Genomic DNA, 19,090 nt, shown 5'->3' with positions numbered 1-19,090 from the left:
AGTTTGCACTAGTCTCTATTTGGAGGAAAGCAGGCTCATGAGCAACAGCGGACTAAACAATAAAGCTGGATTCATTACAGGCGCAGATAGGACAGGCACAAACAAGACAGGCGAAAACAAGAGATTCAGTTTTGCTCTGGCTTCTCGCTGGACTTCAGTCGTTTTGTCTGGCGTAACGCTCATTGCTTCAACCCCACTCTTGCTCCGACCTGGTTTCGCACAGTCCGCCCAATCCTCAGTGCAGCTTGTTCCTGCCCAAACGCTGGCAAGCTACCCGGAGGGATCGTTTCTAGAGAGCATTGTGATCAACTCGTCTGGAACAATGTATATCTCTCGGCATGAAACGGGGGAGGTCATTCAACGATCGCCCAACGGAACGCTTTCAACTTTGGCAGCCATTTCTAACGGAATGATTGTTGGATTAGCCCTGGATAGGGACGAAACGCTGTACGCCGTGGGAGGGCAAAAAGAACAGCCCCTGAAAACGGTTTATCGCATCAGTGCAGCCGGTTCAATGGAGCCGCTGATGACCATTCCTGACGCAAAATTTCTCAATGGTATGACGCTACTTCAGCCTGGGGTATTTCTGGTGGCGGATAGTACGGTTGGAGTCGTGTGGCGTGTGGATGTTGGAAGCCGGACTGCAACGGTTTGGTTGCAAGATGAATCGCTCAGCCCACAAACTCCCGATAGCCGCTTTCCCGGCGCAAATGGGATCAAGATTTTTGACGGTGCGGCTTACGTTTCTAACTCCGATCGTAGACATATTATGCGCGTGCCAATTCAGGCAAATGGAGCCGCCGGGCAGCCCGAATTATTTGCATCAGATACGTTCGCTGATGATTTTGCCTTTGCCCCAGATGGCACCCTTTATCTTGCAACCCATCCGACAAACACGGTGGTTGCATTTTGCCGTGATGGAAGCCGTCGTGTGATTGCAGAGGCGGCACAGGGAGTCGTGGGCAGTACAGCCGTTGCATTTGGCGTAGGAAGCGATCGTAACCATCTCTATGTCGTGAGCAATGGAGGTGTTTTCGCTCCCCTTAATGGAGAATTGCAGCCTGCAAAGCTGGTTCAGCTCACCCTGAGTGAATCGGTCTGTCGCTAAAGACGATCGGTTATCCCTAATTCGCCACAACCCCAGGACTGAACCGATCCCCAGAGGTTCACGATACTATGGTAGAAATAAAGCCGCGCTCAACTGCACGCTATGTCACCGATTAAAGCTGTTCAATCGACTTATTACGGAGGAGATTCCTTTTACCGGACTCCGCCGCCAGACCTCCCTTCCCTGCTGCTGAAGGAGCGGATTATCTATCTCGGCTTGCCGCTGGTGTCGTCTGATGATTTTAAGCGACAGATGGGCGTCGACGTGACCAAGCTGATCATTGCTCAGTTGCTCTATCTGCAATTTGACGATCCCGATAAGCCGATCTATTTCTACATCAACTCTACCGGAACCTCTTGGTACACCGGAGACGCGATCGGCTACGAAACCGAAGCATTTGCCATCTGCGACACGATGAGCTACATCAAGCCTCCGGTTCACACCATCTGCATTGGTCAGGCAATGGGAACCGCCGCCATGATTCTCTCTGCCGGAACAAAGGGCTTCCGCGCCAGCTTGCCCCACGCCACGATCGTCCTCAACCAGCCGCGTACAGGCGCACAGGGTCAGGCAACGGATATTCAAATTCGGGCAAAAGAAGTGCTAGTGAACAAAGCCGCGATGCTCGACATCCTGGCTCACAACACAGGTCAGACTTCAGAAAAGATCGCCAAAGACACCGATCGGATGTTCTATATGACTCCAGCAGAAGCGAAGGAATATGGACTGCTCGATCGAGTTCTGGAAAGCGTTAAAGACCTGCCGAAACCGATTCCTGCTCTGACCTAACTGGCAAACTTTATTGGCAAAGCTCTATGTCCGTTGATCCTATTTTGCGCGTTCCCTATAACATTCCGGGCAGTCCGAACTGGCAGTGGGTTAACATCTACACGCGCATGAGCCAGGAGCGGATCATTTTTCTGAATCAGCCGATTACGGACGGTTTGGCAAATTCGATCGTCTCAGCACTGCTCTACCTGGACTCCGACGACCAGAACAAGCCCATTTACCTCTATATCAACTCGCTGGGCGACCCGCTTGCCGCAGGCATGGCTTCGATCACAGCAGGCATGATTTCGGTGACGGCAGGGCTGGCAATCTACGACACGATGCAGCACATCAAATCGGAGATTATCACGATCTGTATGGGTCAGGCAGTCGGAATGTCTGCGCTCTTGCTGTCTTCGGGAACCAAGGGTAAACGCGCAAGCCTCCCCCACGCCTCGATCGCCCTGATGCCCACCCGAACCGGAACTCAAGGACAGGCAACCGATATTGAGGTCACTGCCAGAGAAGTGCTGGGCAAGCAGTCCCTGATTTTAGACATTCTCTCGAAGAACACTGGACAGCCCGTTGAGAAACTTGCCAAAGACACCGACCGCATCTTCTATATGACGCCTCATGAGGCAAAAGAATACGGACTGATCGATCGCGTTGCCGAAAGCAATAAAATTGCTCAACCCCAAGCTGCCCTGGTGTAACCCACTCACCCATCCACACCCCTACCCACACATCCCCTATGCCCATTGGAATTCCCAGCGTCCCCTATCGCCTCCCCGGAAGCTCCTACGAGCAGTGGATCAGCATTTACGAACGGCTGTTCCGGGAGCGGATTATCTTCCTAGCTGAAGAAGTCGATGATGCCATTGCGAATGCGATCGTCGCCTATATGCTCTATCTCGACTCCGAAGACCAGAGTAAGCCAATTTATCTCTATATCAACTCGCCCGGTGGTTCTGTCACCGCAGGCATGGCAATCTACGACACGATGCAGCACATCAAGTCGGAAGTCGTCACTATCTGCGTTGGTCTGGCTGCTTCGATGGGGGCATTTCTCCTGACTGCAGGCAACAAAGGCAAACGGCTCGCCCTGCCCCACGCTCGCATCATGATTCACCAGCCTCTCGGCGGCACGGGGCGCAGACAGGCAACCGATATCGACATCGAAGCCAGAGAAATCCTGCGAACCCGGACTCGTCTGAATGCGCTGATGGCGTATCACACAGGCAAACCCGTTGAGCAAATTGAGCGGGATACCGATCGCGATAATTTTATGTCGGCTCAAGAAGCGAAAGAGTACGGGCTGATCGATCAGGTGATTGAAAGTCAAGCACTCGTTCGATAAGGGATTGTTAGATTCGTCTCAGAAGTCTTACATTGCCCCCTGAATCCCCCAATCTTGGGGGACTTTGAGTTTTTAAAGAGAATTACGTTCTGCTCAGTTCCATGTTGTAGAGGGCTTTTTTAACCACAGGTCATTGGCATTATCCAATTGCCTGGGGAACTGCCTTCTAATCTGCGATTTTAGTACCTGAGATTTTGAGAAAACCGATCGTTCAAAGCCTCCTGGAGCGGGAGGTTTAGGGACTAAGATCAACCTTCTTTAGCGATTCGATCGATTTCTTGAAAGAAATAAAAAGCGGGATTTCACTATCAAGGTCTATCTATTTCCCGCAGTCAGTGGCAGAATCGAAGTAACTCTGCCTTTTTTGTATCCTTGTTCCCAATGGAATTGGCTGATTGCTATCGCGTACTGGGCTTGAGGAAGGGTGCTTCTCACGACGAAATCAAATCGTCTTATCGTCGTTTGGCAAGACAGTATCACCCGGATGCCAATCCGAGCGATCTGATTTTCGCGAAAGAAAAATTTATTCAGCTGACTAATGCCTACCGATTGCTGATTAATACCGTTCCTCCAGGTCAGTCTGATACGCCCACCGTTGATCTGAAGCGAGGGCGCGAGCATACCCAGAGTGGAACGGCTTTCAGGCGACAAACTCGATCTGGGGCTCATTCATCCACTGCTAAACCATCGGGTCGAACCTCTGCTAAACCCACTGCCCACCCCGATCGCCCTACAGCCAACAATCTTTCTGAGCCTGCCGCCGAAAACTCTGCCCCACCTTCACCGTTTCAGAGTGACCCCAGTTTATCCGTTGTCGATCGCAAGCTGAAGGAACGAATCTACGAGCAGCTTCAGCAGCTTTTACGCGATCAGCGGTTTGCAATGGCAGTGACGGTGATCGAAGGCTTGGCGCAGCGATTGCCTAACGACGTGGAAGTGCGGCAGTGGCAGGCAATTACCTATCAGCGGTTTGGACGATACCTAATCAATGACAAGCAGCCCGACAAAGCCCGGATTTACCTGCAAAAGGCACTTCGCACCGATCCTCAAAATCGATCGCTCTGGTATGAGGTCGATCGTGAAATGCGCCGAATAGACCAGATTGAAGTGCTTTGACCGCCCGAATTCTTAAGCCGATCGCTTCGACTTTTGCTCAAACACCAATCCGCTATAAAGCTGAAAGGCAGTATCCCAGGCAGTCGGGGTTTGGCGAAATAGATCGATGTGGGAAGGCAGTCGCACCATTGCCAGAGGCTCGATCGCACTTTCACCAAAGGCAGGAAAGTCAGACCAGACCGGGACATTTCCCAGAGCAGCCTCGATCGATCTCACAAGCTGATTCCACTTCAGGCGATTGCTCGTCAGGGGGGTCGATCGAACTGCGTCAGACGGGACAGCTTCTTGGCCCTGCTCAAATTGATAGCTCCAGTCGCCAAAGCGCAAAATGCTATTTCGGTGCGGCAGATGCAGATCAAGCACCTGAGCGTAGTCCTGCGTTTGTTCTTTTCGGACGAGCTGATTGTGGATGTTTTTATCCACGACCTGTTCAAAAATCGGCAGTCTACCCTCGGCTCGACCCGCAACTTCTGACCAGTTAAACCGCAGAGCCCCTTTCTGGTTTGTCTCACTCTGGCAAATTACCGTCGCCTGCTGCGAAGTAGATTGAAGCGACTCGACTCGAAATACGCGAATTCTTTGAATGGCAGCCAGAGGAAGCCAAAATACGGGAATTTCGGCGGCAACGAGCTGTTGACCCCATTCTTCTAACTGGTCGATTGCCCCCAGCCGATAAAGCCGCCAGCCGCGACCGGGCAACAGTAAACGCGCCGCATAGGTATCCAGCCGCATAATGCGGGCAAAGTTTTGGGCAGCGGTTTGTCGTGCCTCTGGGGAAATGGCTTCTAGCACCAGTGCTCCGTTCACTGGATTTGCCAAATCAGCTTTTGCTTCTGCGATCGTCGGATGAGACGGAGTCTGATGAGCCTCGGCTTCTAAACGGTGTAAGCCCTGCCGCGCCTGAAGCGCAATTTTGGGATGGGTAGTGTCTCGCAGCAGCGTGCGATAAATCTGCTCTGCCGAGGCAAACTGACCACTCACTTCCTGAAGCCGCGCTACATAAAGCTTCACCCACGGGTGATTGGGAGACTGCTGTTGCAGTTGCTTCACTAAACGGGCAGCCGTTTCATAATCCTGACGGGCAAAGGCAGCAGCCACCTGATCGAGCATGAGCAATCATCCCTTTAGATCAACGGGAAAATCCCTTTTTTAGCAGTGTAGCGGACGTATTAGGGCTACGGGGCATTCACAAGTCGATCGTGCTAACGTTCCAGGTTTTGCAGTCAATCCCTGATTCAGAGTTAATCCAATCTCAATCCCTCATTCATAATGAGCTTTAAAGCCTAAAAGAGAGCTAGATTCCGTCCAGAATTGACTCGCCAAGGGAGCGGTTTGGGTGATCATCCTTCTCTAAATCTCTGACAACCAACTCGTTTGCTTCTATCACGGCCCCCACCAGTGATAAAGCCACGATCGGCGCGGTGACTGCCCGCAGAATTCGTGCCCCCAGCGACACGGGCTGATACCCTGCCTCGGTCGCCTCCTGCACTTCAGTTTCAGTCCATCCGCCTTCGGGACCGATCGCCAGCGTCACAGCCGGGAGCGGATTGAGTTGATTGATCCGATTTAGATTGATTTGGTTTGGATTGATTAGTTGAGATTCCAGGCAGGAGAGCAAATGAAGACGGTTGCTTCGCAGTTCCCCGGAGGGGGAATCGCCTCGCGGCTCACAGAGGTAGCAGCCTGCCCCCTGCCACTGTTGCAAAGCTTCTTTCCAACGATGGGGCGGTAAAATGGTGGGAACGATCTGTCGTTCAGACTGTTCGGCGGCTTCCTGAGCAATGCGCTGCCAGCGATCGAGCTTTTGCGGACTGGGATTGAGCAGGCTACGGGCACTCAGGATCGGAACAATCTGGCTTACGCCCAGTTCAGTCGTTTGGCGAACAATGTCATCCATTCCGGTTTTGGGCAGGGCAATCAGCAGCGTTACAGCGATCGGCAGCTCGGTTTGTGCTGAAATTGGCTCCAGCAAATCGGCTTCTGAACCCGCTTCTCGTAGAGCTGCCAGCCACCCCTGACCTGCCCCATCCATTGCAATAAAACGATCGCCAGCCTGCAAGCGGAGCACCCGCCCCAAATAATGCTGCTGACGATCAGTTAATAGAATGCGATTGGCTTCAATCTGACTTGGAGAAACAGCAAGACGCTGAAGCTGAGTCATGTAGGGAATACAAATAGACGCGATAAGTTAGGGTGGCAGAAATGGAATTTGGATTGGTTATTGGTCATGAGTCATTTGAACAGGCGGTAACTCGTGGCGAATAACCAATAATAATTCTATCTGCCGTCTAATCTTATCGAATTGACTGGAAAATGGACGTTCTTTCCCAGTAACCAACGACCATTCCCACGTTACTAAACACAGTTTTTCCTGGCAATTTAGTAGCTGTCGTCTCCGGCAATGCGATCGCCAGATTGAGATTCAGTGCTTTGAGCAAGAGCCGCGATTCGGATTGCTTGCCACTGTTGAAACAAGTCCTGATTCCATTCGCTGTTACGGTAGCGATCGATCGCCTGTTCGAGTTCCTGAAGGGTTTGTGGAATGGAAACCGAACGAATTGAATCAAGCATCGGTCAACCTCCTGAATTGGATTGCTTACTGTTCTAAGGCAGAACGGTTTGGATGCCCCTATTATGACTCCGATTTTATGAAAGGTATTTGATGATACAAAACTATTTTCGGTTATTTGTATGAAATTTTAATCAAGGTTGGGCGATCGTCCGTAGATTCAATGAGGGATAAAGGCGGAATTCTCAGTGAAAATACGAATAGAGAGACTGAACCTGCACTTTACTTGCCCTGGTTCTTGTTCTGATCAGAGCCTGTTTTGTTGGAGCCTGTTAGAGAAGCGACAAATCTCCTACGGTGCCTCCTAAAGCATTGCCCCCTAAAGCCCCCATCAGAAACCGTGGATACGCCAGCCTGGAGAGCAGGGAGACAGGTTGGGCAACGATCGCTACTCCTCAAACCTTTTCTGAGGATTAACTTCTTGGGATGAACTGCCTAGAGCGAACTGCCTTGAATTGGCAGAGTAAACCAAAACTGTGATCCGGTTCCCGGACAGCTGGTTACGCCCATTTTTCCCTGATGCGCCTGGATGATTTGCTGACAAAAGGGTAGTCCCAAACTTAGCCCGATCCGCTTGCGCTCGTCGCAGCGACCCAGCCGCAGGTCAAACAGTCGATTGCCCTGGTCTACGGGAATTCCTTTGCCGTTGTCGGTCACGGTGCAGAGCAGGTGTCCGGCTTCGATGCCCGCCTGAATGACCACTTTGATTCCGGGCGGATTGTGTTTTGCAGCGTTGGTGACAAGCTGATGCAGGACGCGCCGCATCTTATCGCGATCGATTTTCACAGCAGGCAGATCGGAGGGAATGTGTTGGCACAGCGTTACCTGATTTTGCAGCAGGATGGGTTCGCTTTCTTCGATAACCGATCGCACCAGATCCGCTAGATCGACCTGCTCCCAGTGCAGCACCACGTCCTGCGTCTGGTTCTGGTAGACCTCCAGCAGCATATTCAGCTTGCTTAACTGCACCTCACCCGACTGAATCATGCGCTCCAGCAGTGATCGGCTCACTGAAATGGCATCTCCAGGCTGTTTTTGCAGCGTTTGCAGCACCATCAGCGTTCCCATCACAGTGGTTCGCAGATCGTGAGATACAGCATGAATCAGCACATCACGTAACTGGTTGAGCTGCTCCAGTTCTGCCATGTTGTCCTGAAGCTGAAGCGTTCTTTCCGTGACTTGCTGTTCTAGGGTAGCGTTGAGCGACTGCACCTGTTCATAAAGCTGGGACTGCTGAATCGCGATCGTGACCTGCGTTCCAAGCTGTTCGATCAAATCAATTTCGGTCTGCTCCCAGTGGCGCGGAAAACTGCACTGATTCACAATCAAAATGCCAAACAGACAGGGTTGATTTTGAGCCACAGACTTATTCGGGGGAATCTGCCCTGGAGAAGACTGAGGGCAAACGCTAGACTGTGCATCTACAAACAGCGGCACGGCAATTCCGGCTTTCACCCGATAGCGATCGTGATAGCTCTGAATAAACGGAGAGGCGTTAATCGATCGGGTATCATCTATCACGCTGATCGGGCATCGTTCAAACAGGTCTTGCAGTTCGGCATAAGTGCTTGGTGCAGTCGTCCATTGCTCTGCGGATGCCCAGCCAGGGATAACTGATTCGGCAACTACTCGTCCGCCGCCATCGAAGTCAAACCGACAAATAAAGACGCGATCGGCTTGAAGAAACTGCCGCACTTCCTGCACGGTGGTATTGAGAATGGTGCTTAAATCCAGCGATCGACGAATTCGGAGGGCCATTTCGCCAATCAATCGATTTCGTTCTGCGGTGAGCTGCAACTGTGCCTCTGTCTGCCGCCGCTCTGCCATTGCCGCCGCCAGAATCAGGGCAGTAATTGTGACGACGCCAATAAACGCCTGAAGCAGCAATACCACCTGACTCGAATCCTGTGCCTTGGTCACAAACGGCCCCAGCCCGGACACCGTGCCGCCGATTGCAATCGTAGACAGCAGCAAACTGGCAAGGATGGTGTGGGTCTGTCCCAGCCGCAATGCTGCCCAGACCACGAGCGGAAACGGCGCGTATTCCAGGGGATATTGGGCGATCGCCTCGGTCGGACGGGAATAAAACACAAAGGCACTGATCAAAATCAGCAGCCCTGCCCAGATACTTTGCTCTAGCGCAGACTCCGCCGCAAAAAACTTCTGAATTCGATCGGTTGCCCTGCGAAGGTCATTCCTCTGAAGTGGCTCTGCGGAAAGACTGTGAAGCGGCGGTCTTGCGGTGAGGCAGTGCGCGGCGTTTAGCAATAGCGGTGTAAAGACCAAAATGCCCATTCCATCCCCCAGCCAAACCGTCCACCAGTTACGGCTGACCTCGTTCCAGGCAAGATAGCCCACACTGTAGGCCATCAAGGAGCCGATCGTCGCATTGACCAGCGGTGGAATCAGAACGCCCTGCGCCACAAAATGGAGTGCATCTCGCGATCGATCAAGGGTTAAGCTCACCCTAAAGCGACGCAGTAAGTAAACGCCGACCAGAGCTTCCAGGGTGCTTCCAGCAATCGACCCCAGCGACAGCAGCCAGGGAGCCGACAGCGAATAATTCAGCAGCAAAGCACCTAGCGCAACCCCAAGCCAAACTCGTTCGCCAAACCACAGCAGCGCGGCTAGGGCAATTCCAGCGGGAATCCAAAGCGGTGAGGCATCAACTTGCAGATTTAAAAGTCCAAGGCAGAGTTGAGCCGTCCAGCAATAAAGCAGGGCGATTGACCCAGTCACTAGCCAAAAATTCCATCTCAGCAAGTGATGAAAACGATGGGAAGAGCTTGCCGTAATATCTACCACCTCAAACGTATCCATTGCTGATGGGCAGGTTTGCATCTGTTTCTGCTAACGCTGATTGTGCCGCTGGAATGATGCTAATGATGCTTCAGTGAGTGCTCAAATTTTTGAAATTCTGCATCTTTGCCTAGCGTGGCTCACCTGCCCCGATTCCTACTTCCCCCAGGCGGATGAACTGATTGGATTTGCCTTCTGTATAAAGACCAGGTGAAGATTAGTGTCGAATTCTGTCACTAAGAATGGTAGATTTAGCGGAGTATCCGTAAGCAGATCAACTCAGCATGAAAGTCCTAGTTATTGGTGGCGATGGCTATTGCGGTTGGGCAACCGCGCTCTATCTGTCAAATCGCGGCTACGAAGTCGCTATCCTCGACAACTTGATTCGTCGGCATTGGGACAATGAGCTTTGCATCGAAACCCTGACCCCGATCGCCTCCATCCAACAACGTATTCAACGCTGGAAAGACCTCACAGGCAAAACGATCGATCTCTTCATTGGCGACATCAACAACTACGAGTTTCTCAAGAACGCCATGCTGCGGTTTGAGCCAGACTCGGTCGTTCACTTTGGCGAACAGCGGTCGGCTCCTTTCTCGATGATCGATCGTGAACACGCCGTGTTGACTCAGGTGAATAACGTTGTCGGCACGCTGAATCTGCTCTACGTGATGCATGACCATTTCCCCGACTGCCACCTGGTGAAGCTGGGCACAATGGGCGAATACGGAACCCCCAATATTGATATCGAGGAAGGCTACATCACGATCGAGCACAACGGTCGCAAAGATACCTTGCCTTATCCGAAGCAGCCCGGCTCGTTCTACCACCTCAGCAAGGTTCACGATTCGCACAATATCCACTTTGCCTGCCGGATTTGGGGTCTGCGGGCGACTGACCTGAATCAGGGGGTGGTCTACGGTGTGCTGACTGACGAAACGGGCATGGACGAAATGCTGATCAACCGCCTCGATTATGACGGCGTGTTTGGAACGGCACTGAACCGCTTCTGCATTCAGGCGGCGATCGGGCATCCGCTCACGGTCTACGGCAAGGGCGGACAGACACGCGGCTTTCTGGATATTCGCGATACCGTGCGCTGTATTGAATTGGCGGTGAACAATCCTGCCGATCGCGGTGAGTTTCGCGTGTTCAACCAGTTCACAGAACTCTTTAGCGTTGGCGATCTGGCAAACATGGTGCAAAAAGCCGGAACCTCAGTGGGCTTGAAGGTCGAAATCAACCACCTGGAAAACCCCAGAGTCGAAAAAGAAGAACACTACTTCAACGCCAAAAATACCAACCTGCTGGATCTGGGCTTGCAGCCGCACTTCCTTTCCGATTCGCTGCTCGATTCACTGCTTAACTTCAGCATCAAGTACAAGCAGCGTGTAGACGAAAATCAAATCCTGCCCAAGGTGAAGTGGAAAGGTTAACCGCATGGGTTTGCGAGTTTGGGCACTGCTGCTGTTTGCAGTACTCCCCGGTGCATTTTTTGCTGGTATAAGCGCCTATTGGCTGTTTCCTGACTGGGCGCAGCTTCAGGCAAGCCAAAAACGCTATGCCGAACTTGCAAATCGCCCTGCTGTGACTGCAACGGATCTCATGATTGCTGAAGCCGCCGAAAACCGACACCGCATCAACTGCCTTGCTGAGGGCGTTGGAGTGTTGTTAGGCAGTACAATTTTGGCGGTCGGCATTCATGGACTTTGTGTCTTGCCCGATCGATCGCGATAAATTTCTGTTCCCTGAGTCCTGTCTTCACATCATCACCCTATGAAGATCGCCCTCTTCACCGAAACGTTTCTACCCAAAGTTGACGGCATTGTGACGCGCCTCAGCCACACGGTTGACCACCTGCAACGGATGGGCGATCGGGTGCTGGTGTTTTCCCCCGAAGGCGGGCTCTCTGAATATCGGGGCGCCAGGATCTGCGGTGTTCCGGGCTTCCCTCTCCCCCTTTACCCCGAATTGAAGCTGGCTCTGCCCCGTCCCTCGATTCGGCAGGCGTTAGAAGACTTTCAGCCTGATCTGATTCACATTGTTAATCCCGCAGTGCTGGGACTGGGTGGCTTGTACTATGCCAAATCGCTGGAAGTACCGCTTGTTGCTTCCTACCACACCCACCTACCAAAATATCTGGAGCATTACGGGCTGGGAATGCTGGAAGGGTTAATGTGGGAGTTGCTGAAAATGGTGCACAACCAGGCACAAATCAACCTTTGCACCTCGACTGCAATGGAAGAAGCCCTCACCAGTCATGACATTGAGCGGGTAGAAGTCTGGCAGCGCGGCGTCGATACTGAACTCTTTCGCCCAGATCTTGCTAGCCAGGAAATGCGATCGCACCTCTCACAAGGAAACCCGGACGCGCCTTTGCTGCTCTATGTGGGGCGACTGTCGGCGGAGAAAGAAATCGATCGCATTAAACCCATTCTGGAAGCAATTCCCAACGCAAGACTGGCTCTGGTGGGCGACGGCCCTTATCGGCAGGATTTAGAGCGAATTTTTGCCGACACGCCAACTCATTTTGTGGGATATCTCACGGGCGAATCTCTGGGAGCAGCGTTCGCTTCATCGGATGCGTTTATCTTCCCTTCCCGCACTGAGACATTAGGACTGGTTTTACTGGAAGCAATGGCGGCAGGCTGTCCCGTGATTGCAGCAAACGCAGGCGGCATCCCCGATATCGTTACTGACGGGGTAAATGGCTATCTATTTGACCCAACCGATGATCAGGGGGCGATCGTCGCCACGCAACGCCTTCTCGCCAACCGGGAAGAACGGGAACTGTTGCGCCAAAATGCCCGCCAGGAGGCAGAACGCTGGGGTTGGGCGGCCGCGACTAGACAACTTCAGGGCTTTTATCGATCAGTGTTAGCCGCGCATTCGCTTCCCTCAGCAGCGTAGCATGGTATTTTTGGCCGCAGAATTATTTAGCGCAGGCAATCTGGAAACGCTGAAGCTGTTACTGCCTCTTGCCGGATCGCTGCTAGGAGTTTTGCTGACAGGGGCGATCGGTCTAGCAACCTACTCTTGGCAGGAAAATACCAAACGCAAGTCGGAACTGGTAGAGCGGCGACAGAAGCTGTATGAGGATCTGAACAGTGCGCTGTTTGGGCTGATCCTGGCAAAGGCGATCGAGGACCGGCGACGCATTCTGGCAGAAATCGAAAAGGGCTGGCTGTTTGCTTCTGATGAAGTGCTGGCAGCCCTATTTAAGTATATGGAGACCTACGATCGCCACTGGACAACAGCATCAGGAGACATCCAGAAGCTGATTCGCGAAGACGAAACTGTGCGGCGCGATATCGAACAGGGCATGGCAGAGATTTTCCTGGCAATGCGGCGTGATTTGCGCGATACTCGCCTTTCCGATGCGATGGCAAAGAACTATATGCACTTTTATAACTGCGGGATGCTAAGCCAGGAATCTGATGCACTTTGAATCACGACTATCCACCAAACTCTGATTTGCCCAGCGAAGAAGCAAGAGGACATTGATAGCGCGTCACAATCATTGTTGTAGACAACTGCTCATTAAGCGCCCCAGAAATTTTCATCGCTGAATCACGATCTAAATCTATATCAAACTCCAGACTTTGAAGGCTTGCAAAACTCAAAGTCCCCCATAATTGGGGGATTTGGGGGGCTAAAACACCTGAAATCTTCAAGAAACAGTTTGCATCTGATCCTGGCGCATCCTCTGCAGGAAGGTCTTGAGTCGATCGCTTTGGGGGTTGGTCAGCACGGCTCTGGCATCGCCTTCTTCGGCAACTCGTCCCTTATCCAGGAACATGACGCGATGAGCGACTTCGCGGGCGAATTGAATTTCGTGCGTCACGACCACCATTGTCATGCCATTTTCGGCAAGCTGCTGCATGACGGCAAGCACTTCGCCGACCAGTTCCGGGTCGAGAGCAGAAGTTGGTTCGTCAAACAGCATAACGCTGGGTTCCATACAAAGCGATCGGGCGATGGCAACGCGCTGCTTCTGTCCGCCAGAAAGTTCGTCGGGATAGGCGTCTGCTTTCTCCGACAGTCCGACTTCTTCCAGGTAATAGTGCGCCCGCTCCACGCACTCGCGCTTGGGTCGTCCTAAAACTTGCTGCGGAGCCAGCGTCAGGTTGTGAACCACCGACAGGTGCGGAAACAGGTTGAACTGCTGAAACACCATGCCGACCTGCGAGCGAAGCTGCCGAAGCTGGCTACTGCTCAGGTTGGGATGGGAAAGATCCATGCCGTTGATCTCGATTCGTCCGCCGTTAATGGTTTCTAAACGGTTGAGACAGCGTAGCAGTGTACTTTTGCCGCAGCCCGAAGACCCGATCACAGCAAGGACTTCGCCTCGGTTGACATATCCACTAATGCTTTTGAGAACTTGAAGAGCACCAAAGTTTTTTTCAACTTGGTCGAATTGAATTGCGCGGGTAGCTGTCAGGCTATTTGTCATAACAATTACTCAAATGGGTTCACTCAAACCTACGGCAGAAGCAATTTGGACTTTAGACGGAGTAAAGTTTTTTGCTATTAGACCATTTATAGAAGAAGTAACTGATGATTTCGATCTTCTGGAAGGAGGATTTTGAGAGGATTTTGATCAGTTTTTCAGGTAATGATGACGATTTTGTCGTTGCCTGTTTTGGTCTAAAGGGCGATTGAGGATCGGTTGAAACCGTTGCTGTACCTCTACTCTGTATCAAATTAAACAAAACGAATTCTATGAAAATTAAAGGATTGAATCGCTGGCGATCGTTTCTCTCAGGGTTGTGCTGCTTCCTGCTCATCTTAATTGTAGGAACGGCTCATGCAACTGCGCCACGCTCCTTAACTGTTGCCATTGAACCTGTTTATGCTCCGTTTGAATTCACATCACAATCCGGTGAACTTCAGGGATTTGATGTTGATGTGATTCGGGAAATTGGAAAGGCATCAGGATTTGATGTCGAGTTTCAAAATATTGCCTTTGACGGCATGATTCCGGCTCTACAAGCTAAATCAGTCGATGCGGCGATCGGGGCAATGACGATTACGCAAAAACGGGCGGAATCCGTCGATTTTTCTCGCCCTTACTTTAAGGCAGGTTTGGCAATTGCCGTCAAAGAAGGCACGCAGGATATCACCCGTCTTGAAGATTTAGACGGCAAAAAAGTAGCCGTGCAAATTGGCACAACCGGAGCCGAGGAAATCAAGAAAGTGCCAGGGGCACGGGTCAGCACGTTTAATGGCTCTGCTCTGGCTCTACAAGAGTTGAGTAACGGCAACGTAGATGCGGTGGTAGCGGATGCGCCGATTATGCTCTTTGCTCTGAATACAGGGAATATCAATGGACTGAAACTGACGGGCGATTTGCTCAGTGAGGAGTTTTATGGTATTCCCACACCGAAAGGATCAGAAAACCTTCAGCTCATTAACCAGGGATTAGGCAAAATTCTTCAGAACGGAGCCTATGAGCGAGTCTATCGCAAATGGTTTAACACCGCGCCGCCCCAATTGCCGCAAGTGGCTCCTGTTCTTGCCGCCGCGCAGCAGGCAGGTTCCCAGCAGCAGGGTGGGTCACAGCAGCAGACCAGCCGATCGATCGGTTGGCTCGGGACAATCCTGAATGCAATGCCGACGCTGTTGGCCGGTGCGGTGGTGACGGTTGCGCTGGCTGCTATTTCAGTGGTTGTAGGGCTAGGGCTGGGGTCGCTGATTGCGATCGCTCGTCTCTCGAAGGTGAAGCCGATTCGCTGGCTCGCCAGAGCATATATCGATTTCTTCCGGGGCACACCGTTGCTGGTGCAGCTTTTTATGGTGTACTTTGGCATCCCGGCAGTGCTTCAGGGCTTGGGCATTCAGTTTTCGTTCGATCGATTCCTAGCGGCGGTCGTAGCCCTGAGTCTCAACGCGGCAGCTTATATGGCTGAAATTGTGCGCGGTGGCATTCAGTCGATCGAGGTGGGTCAAACCGAGGCGGCACAATCGCTGGGGCTAAACTCAACTCAAACTATGCGCCACATTATCTTCCCGCAAGCGCTGCGGCGGATGCTGCCTCCACTAGGCAACGAATTTATTACCTTGCTCAAGGACACCAGCTTAGTCGCCGTGATTGGTTTCGAGGAACTCTTCCGGGAAGGACAGCTCATCGTAGCGACCACCTATCGTCCGTTTGAGATTTATGCCGCCGTTGCGCTGATTTATCTGTTGCTGACGCTGCTGTCGTCGCAAGCGTTCAGCTATATCGAGCGAGCAATGAATCCTGTTGCCCGTAGACGTGCCCAGCGCGAGAGAACCGATCGAGTTCCGGCTGGGGCGGTGCGTCAGCGTTAGGGGTGGTTTAAGAAAGGGTGGGGAAGGAGTGGATGAGCGTGAGAAGTGCTGGGAACTCCCCCTACCCTCCCTTAAAAAAGGAAACCGAATTGATGCAGGCATTCCCGTGGCAACAGAACGTTCTAACGGCTCAAAGTTCCCTGGTGGAAGGGGGGATTTAGGGGGAGCTCAAGCCTTTAAACTCCAACTGAAAGCCTGCTTAAACAGCCTTCTAGATACACGGCTTTCAAAGTCACCTTGTCACCTTATCCTGCTTTTTATCTCCATGATCTAAGGTGAAGATAATTTTCTATCAGGCATTGCCATGATCGATTTGTATTACTGGCCCACTCCCAACGGTCACAAAATCACTATCTTTTTAGAAGAAGCAGGATTGGAGTATCGCATTATTCCAATTAATATTGGTGCGGGCGATCAGTTTCAGCCAGACTTTCTCAAAATTGCGCCCAATAACCGAATGCCTGCGATCGTGGATCACGCTCCTGTAGACGGCGGTGAACCGATTTCTTTATTTGAGTCCGGGGCAATTTTGCTGTATCTCGCAGAGAAAACCGGACAGTTTATTCCGGCAGAGCTGCGCGGACGAAAGGCAGTTTTAGAATGGCTATTCTGGCAAATGGGCGGATTGGGCCCAATGGCAGGTCAAAACCATCACTTTGTACAGTATGCCCCGGAAAAGTTGCCCTACGCGATCGATCGTTATGTGAAAGAAACGCATCGGCTGTATGGGGTTCTCGATCGTCAGTTGGCGCAGCACGAATTTGTGGCGGGGGCTTACTCGATCGCCGATATGGCTTGCTATCCGTGGATTGTGCCCCACGAGCGACAGCAGCAAAACCTGGAAGAGTTCCCCAACGTGCAGCGATGGTTTAACGCAATTCGCGATCGAGCGGCGGTGGTGCGTGCCTACGAAAAAGGGCAACCCTTCAGCAATCCGAGCGCAATGACCGAAGAAAGCAAAAAGATTTTGTTTGGTCAGACCGCAAAATCTGGGCAATCGGAGCAGTAATGCTTCCAAAGATCACAGCATTTCCAGAGCCACTGGACGAGACGGCGGCGGAAAGAGGGCATCGAGTTCGTGCAAATCTGCGGCAGATAGCTTCAGGTCAAGTGCGGCTCGATTTTGCTCAACGTGGGCGAGATCGCTGGCTTTGGGAATGACGATCACATTATCCTGGTGCAGTAGCCACGCGATTGCCACTTGAGCAGACGTAACGCCTAACCGTTCCGCAATTGCCGCAAGCTGTCGGTTTTTCAGCAAGCGACCCTGCTCAACAGGCGAATATGCCATGATCGGAACGCCGTGCTGCTGACACCAGGGCAACAGATCCCATTCAATGCCGCGTCGCATCAGGTTGTACAGCACTTGATTGGTGGCAATCGATTCTCCACCCGGCAGCGATCGAGCTTCTTGCATATCAGACAGATCAAAATTGCTCACGCCGTAATCTCGGATTTTTCCAGCTTGCTGAAGCGTCTGCAATGCGGCCAGGGTTTCAAACAAGGGAACTGAACCGCGCCAGTGGAGTAAGTAAAGGTCTAAATAATCAGTTTTGAGACGGCGCAAACTGCGTTCACAGGCAGCGATCGTTCCTTGACGGCTGGCGTTGTGCGGGTAGACTTTGCTCACTAGAAAAACCTGCTCCCGACGACCCGCGTTAGCTTTGCTCCACGACGTGAACGCTTCTGCAATCACTTCCTCTGCGCCACCTTCGCCATACATTTCAGCCGTATCAATCAGCGTAATTCCCAGCTCTATGCCGTGCTTCAGGGCATTTATTTCGGTTTGGCGATCGCGCGATCGCTCTCCCATCTGCCAGGTTCCCATGCCTAAAACGGGAATCGATTGACCCGAAGGCAAAGCAATAGCTTTCATGATTTCTCTCCGATTGGTGGATTGCTTGCTGAATCGCTGAACTTTTAGAAGAAAGGTAGAACAAAGGAAAGGGTTAAGACGTATCGATCGGTCTTGAGTGATTCTAGGAACGATAAATGTTTGGATAAATCATTTGATCGCACTTGAGACAGTAAAATCGCGATCGAAATTCTGAGTCCTTCTAGAGAAGTTTTTTTCTGCCTATTCCCTAACTATGGATAGAGGTATTGTTTTACTACTAGCCTTTAGTTTATAGGAACACCGAATAAACCAAGCCAGGTTATATTCATGTTTTAGCCTCTGCCTGTAGGTGGGGGCTAAATTTTTATGGAAAAAGCAATTGTTATAAAAACAATCATTATAAAAAATCAACCACAATATTAATTGTTTCTAAGTTATTGAGCTCGCGACATTGCATATATTGGCATTGTGTTGAGCCTATGGTATTGTGTTAAGCCTAAAAAATTATCTACTCTTATCTGGAGCACAAAAATATAAACAAAATAAAGGAACAATTCAAAGCAAAAGCCCCTGCAGTTGCAGAGGCTCCAGTTATATTATTGCTGAACTATTATTTATCTAAGCTGTTACTGAATGCGGCTGAAGTAGACTGCTAACCCTTGACATCTGCAGGATATGCTGCGTAATTGTTACGCATGATGTTCTGGTTCGTTTTTATTCAGTCCGATTCAGCATTTGAGTGGTAAAGCTCAATTTCGCTTAGTAAGCACCACGACGAGCGATCGAGTAGTAGATGAACAGAGCAATAATCGCGCCGATGATTGCAACAATGACACCAGGGATGCTCAAACCTGCTGCGGTAAGGGAAAGCGATCCAGTCGTGAGCAGATTGTAGACGCTGCCACCAACAAAAGCACCAATAATTCCCAAAATCATGGTTCCCAGAATGCCGCCGCCCTGATGACCGGGATAAATTGCTTTAGCCAGTGCGCCAGCGATCAAACCTAATACGATCCAAGCCAGAATATTCATCTTGATTCTCCTTGTGAAAACGAGTAATGAAAGATTGAACTTTTGCGTTTCATTACACATAAATTTAACAGCTACCGAGTGCTGTCTGAACTATCGGAAGAAATAAAACCCTTCCCACAAGAGGGATAGTTGCAGTGAGTCCGTTCTCTATCAAAACACTGAGTAATAACGGGGTGGGAAAGGCTGCTCTAT

19 protein-coding genes are annotated in these 19,090 nt (G+C 51.3%); 11 read left to right on the top strand and 8 right to left on the bottom strand.

The genetic code is table 11. From position 1 onward, the window contains the following. The first annotated feature begins 37 nt into the window (after nt 1-37). The 5 genes from NDI45_RS02785 to NDI45_RS02765 all read left to right on the top strand — a co-directional run bounded on the left by NDI45_RS02785 (nt 38) and on the right by NDI45_RS02765 (nt 4,349). Nucleotides 38-1,108 carry a gluconolactonase gene (locus tag NDI45_RS02785; RefSeq protein ID WP_348246156.1) on the top strand — a complete coding sequence of 357 codons (1,071 nt, stop codon included), beginning with the start codon at nt 38-40 and terminating at the stop codon, nt 1,106-1,108. Nucleotides 1,109-1,210: 102 nt separating this feature from the next. Next, nucleotides 1,211-1,897 carry an ATP-dependent Clp protease proteolytic subunit gene (locus NDI45_RS02780; RefSeq protein WP_190792927.1) on the top strand — a complete coding sequence of 229 codons (687 nt, stop codon included), beginning with the start codon at nt 1,211-1,213 and terminating at the stop codon, nt 1,895-1,897. Nucleotides 1,898-1,923: 26 nt separating this feature from the next. Beyond that, nucleotides 1,924-2,589 (top strand): ATP-dependent Clp protease proteolytic subunit, encoded by a 666-nt coding sequence (locus NDI45_RS02775; protein ID WP_348246154.1) that lies wholly within the window; start codon nt 1,924-1,926, stop codon nt 2,587-2,589. Nucleotides 2,590-2,627: 38 nt separating this feature from the next. Next, nucleotides 2,628-3,233, top strand: a complete 606-nt coding sequence (locus NDI45_RS02770) for an ATP-dependent Clp protease proteolytic subunit (protein WP_190792929.1) — start codon at nt 2,628-2,630, stop codon at nt 3,231-3,233. Between the two features lie 381 nt (nt 3,234-3,614). Then, nucleotides 3,615-4,349: a J domain-containing protein gene (locus NDI45_RS02765; RefSeq protein ID WP_348246152.1), complete on the top strand. Its 735-nt coding sequence runs from the start codon at nt 3,615-3,617 to the stop codon at nt 4,347-4,349. Between the two features lie 12 nt (nt 4,350-4,361). On the opposite strand, the gene NDI45_RS02760 is transcribed toward NDI45_RS02765, so the two are convergent. The 4 genes from NDI45_RS02760 to NDI45_RS02745 all read right to left on the bottom strand — a co-directional run bounded on the left by NDI45_RS02760 (nt 4,362) and on the right by NDI45_RS02745 (nt 9,759). Beyond that, a complete protein-coding gene (locus NDI45_RS02760) occupies nt 4,362-5,459 on the bottom strand; it encodes a tetratricopeptide repeat protein (protein ID WP_348246150.1) in 1,098 nt (365 codons plus the stop codon). A 184-nt stretch (nt 5,460-5,643) separates the two neighbouring features. Further along, nucleotides 5,644-6,510, bottom strand: a complete 867-nt coding sequence (locus NDI45_RS02755) for a 16S rRNA (uracil(1498)-N(3))-methyltransferase (RefSeq protein WP_348246148.1) — start codon at nt 6,508-6,510, stop codon at nt 5,644-5,646. 218 nt (nt 6,511-6,728) lie between these two features. Beyond that, entirely contained in the window at nt 6,729-6,920 is a 192-nt protein-coding gene (locus tag NDI45_RS02750) for a hypothetical protein (protein WP_190792933.1), read from the bottom strand. 433 nt (nt 6,921-7,353) lie between these two features. Next, complete coding sequence (locus NDI45_RS02745; RefSeq protein ID WP_348246146.1) at nt 7,354-9,759, bottom strand: MASE1 domain-containing protein; 2,406 nt, start codon at nt 9,757-9,759, stop codon at nt 7,354-7,356. A gap of 242 nt (nt 9,760-10,001) precedes the next feature. Between NDI45_RS02745 and NDI45_RS02740 the strand changes: the two genes are divergently transcribed. The 4 genes from NDI45_RS02740 to NDI45_RS02725 are packed head-to-tail and all read left to right on the top strand — an operon-like array spanning nt 10,002 to nt 13,165. Continuing rightward, nucleotides 10,002-11,153, top strand: a complete 1,152-nt coding sequence (locus NDI45_RS02740) for an NAD-dependent epimerase/dehydratase family protein (protein WP_190792935.1) — start codon at nt 10,002-10,004, stop codon at nt 11,151-11,153. Between the two features lie 4 nt (nt 11,154-11,157). Continuing rightward, nucleotides 11,158-11,454, top strand: a complete 297-nt coding sequence (locus NDI45_RS02735; protein WP_348246144.1) for a hypothetical protein — start codon at nt 11,158-11,160, stop codon at nt 11,452-11,454. 39 nt (nt 11,455-11,493) lie between these two features. Beyond that, entirely contained in the window at nt 11,494-12,627 is a 1,134-nt protein-coding gene (locus NDI45_RS02730; protein ID WP_190792937.1) for a glycosyltransferase family 1 protein, read from the top strand. 1 nt (nt 12,628) lies between these two features. Continuing rightward, complete coding sequence (locus tag NDI45_RS02725) at nt 12,629-13,165, top strand: hypothetical protein (protein WP_190792938.1); 537 nt, start codon at nt 12,629-12,631, stop codon at nt 13,163-13,165. Between the two features lie 7 nt (nt 13,166-13,172). On the opposite strand, the gene NDI45_RS02720 is transcribed toward NDI45_RS02725, so the two are convergent. Beyond that, nucleotides 13,173-13,391, bottom strand: a complete 219-nt coding sequence (locus NDI45_RS02720; protein ID WP_348246141.1) for a hypothetical protein — start codon at nt 13,389-13,391, stop codon at nt 13,173-13,175. Further along, nucleotides 13,388-14,170 carry an amino acid ABC transporter ATP-binding protein gene (locus NDI45_RS02715; RefSeq protein WP_190792940.1) on the bottom strand — a complete coding sequence of 261 codons (783 nt, stop codon included), beginning with the start codon at nt 14,168-14,170 and terminating at the stop codon, nt 13,388-13,390. The genes NDI45_RS02720 and NDI45_RS02715 overlap by 4 nt, the downstream gene beginning before the upstream one ends. Before the next feature lie 269 nt (nt 14,171-14,439). Here NDI45_RS02715 and NDI45_RS02710 point away from each other — a divergent pair, with 269 nt between their 5' ends. Together NDI45_RS02710 and NDI45_RS02705 are read left to right on the top strand one after the other, a co-directional pair. Further along, nucleotides 14,440-16,029 carry an ABC transporter permease subunit gene (locus tag NDI45_RS02710; RefSeq protein ID WP_348246138.1) on the top strand — a complete coding sequence of 530 codons (1,590 nt, stop codon included), beginning with the start codon at nt 14,440-14,442 and terminating at the stop codon, nt 16,027-16,029. Nucleotides 16,030-16,333: 304 nt separating this feature from the next. Then, complete coding sequence (locus tag NDI45_RS02705) at nt 16,334-17,038, top strand: glutathione S-transferase N-terminal domain-containing protein (RefSeq protein ID WP_190792942.1); 705 nt, start codon at nt 16,334-16,336, stop codon at nt 17,036-17,038. A gap of 12 nt (nt 17,039-17,050) precedes the next feature. On the opposite strand, the gene NDI45_RS02700 is transcribed toward NDI45_RS02705, so the two are convergent. Then, nucleotides 17,051-17,905 carry an aldo/keto reductase gene (locus tag NDI45_RS02700; RefSeq protein ID WP_348246136.1) on the bottom strand — a complete coding sequence of 285 codons (855 nt, stop codon included), beginning with the start codon at nt 17,903-17,905 and terminating at the stop codon, nt 17,051-17,053. Nucleotides 17,906-18,625: 720 nt separating this feature from the next. Continuing rightward, the gene (locus NDI45_RS02695) at nt 18,626-18,898 is read right to left on the bottom strand and encodes a GlsB/YeaQ/YmgE family stress response membrane protein (RefSeq protein ID WP_190792944.1); all 273 of its coding nucleotides are present in this window, start codon (nt 18,896-18,898) and stop codon (nt 18,626-18,628) included. Nucleotides 18,899-19,090 lie beyond the last annotated feature (192 nt).

This window comes from Leptolyngbya sp. GB1-A1, from assembly GCF_039962475.1.
In the GTDB taxonomy this organism is placed as follows: Bacteria; Cyanobacteriota; Cyanobacteriia; order Elainellales; family Elainellaceae; genus Leptolyngbya_A.
This window is presented reverse-complemented; position numbering and strand designations above follow the sequence as displayed.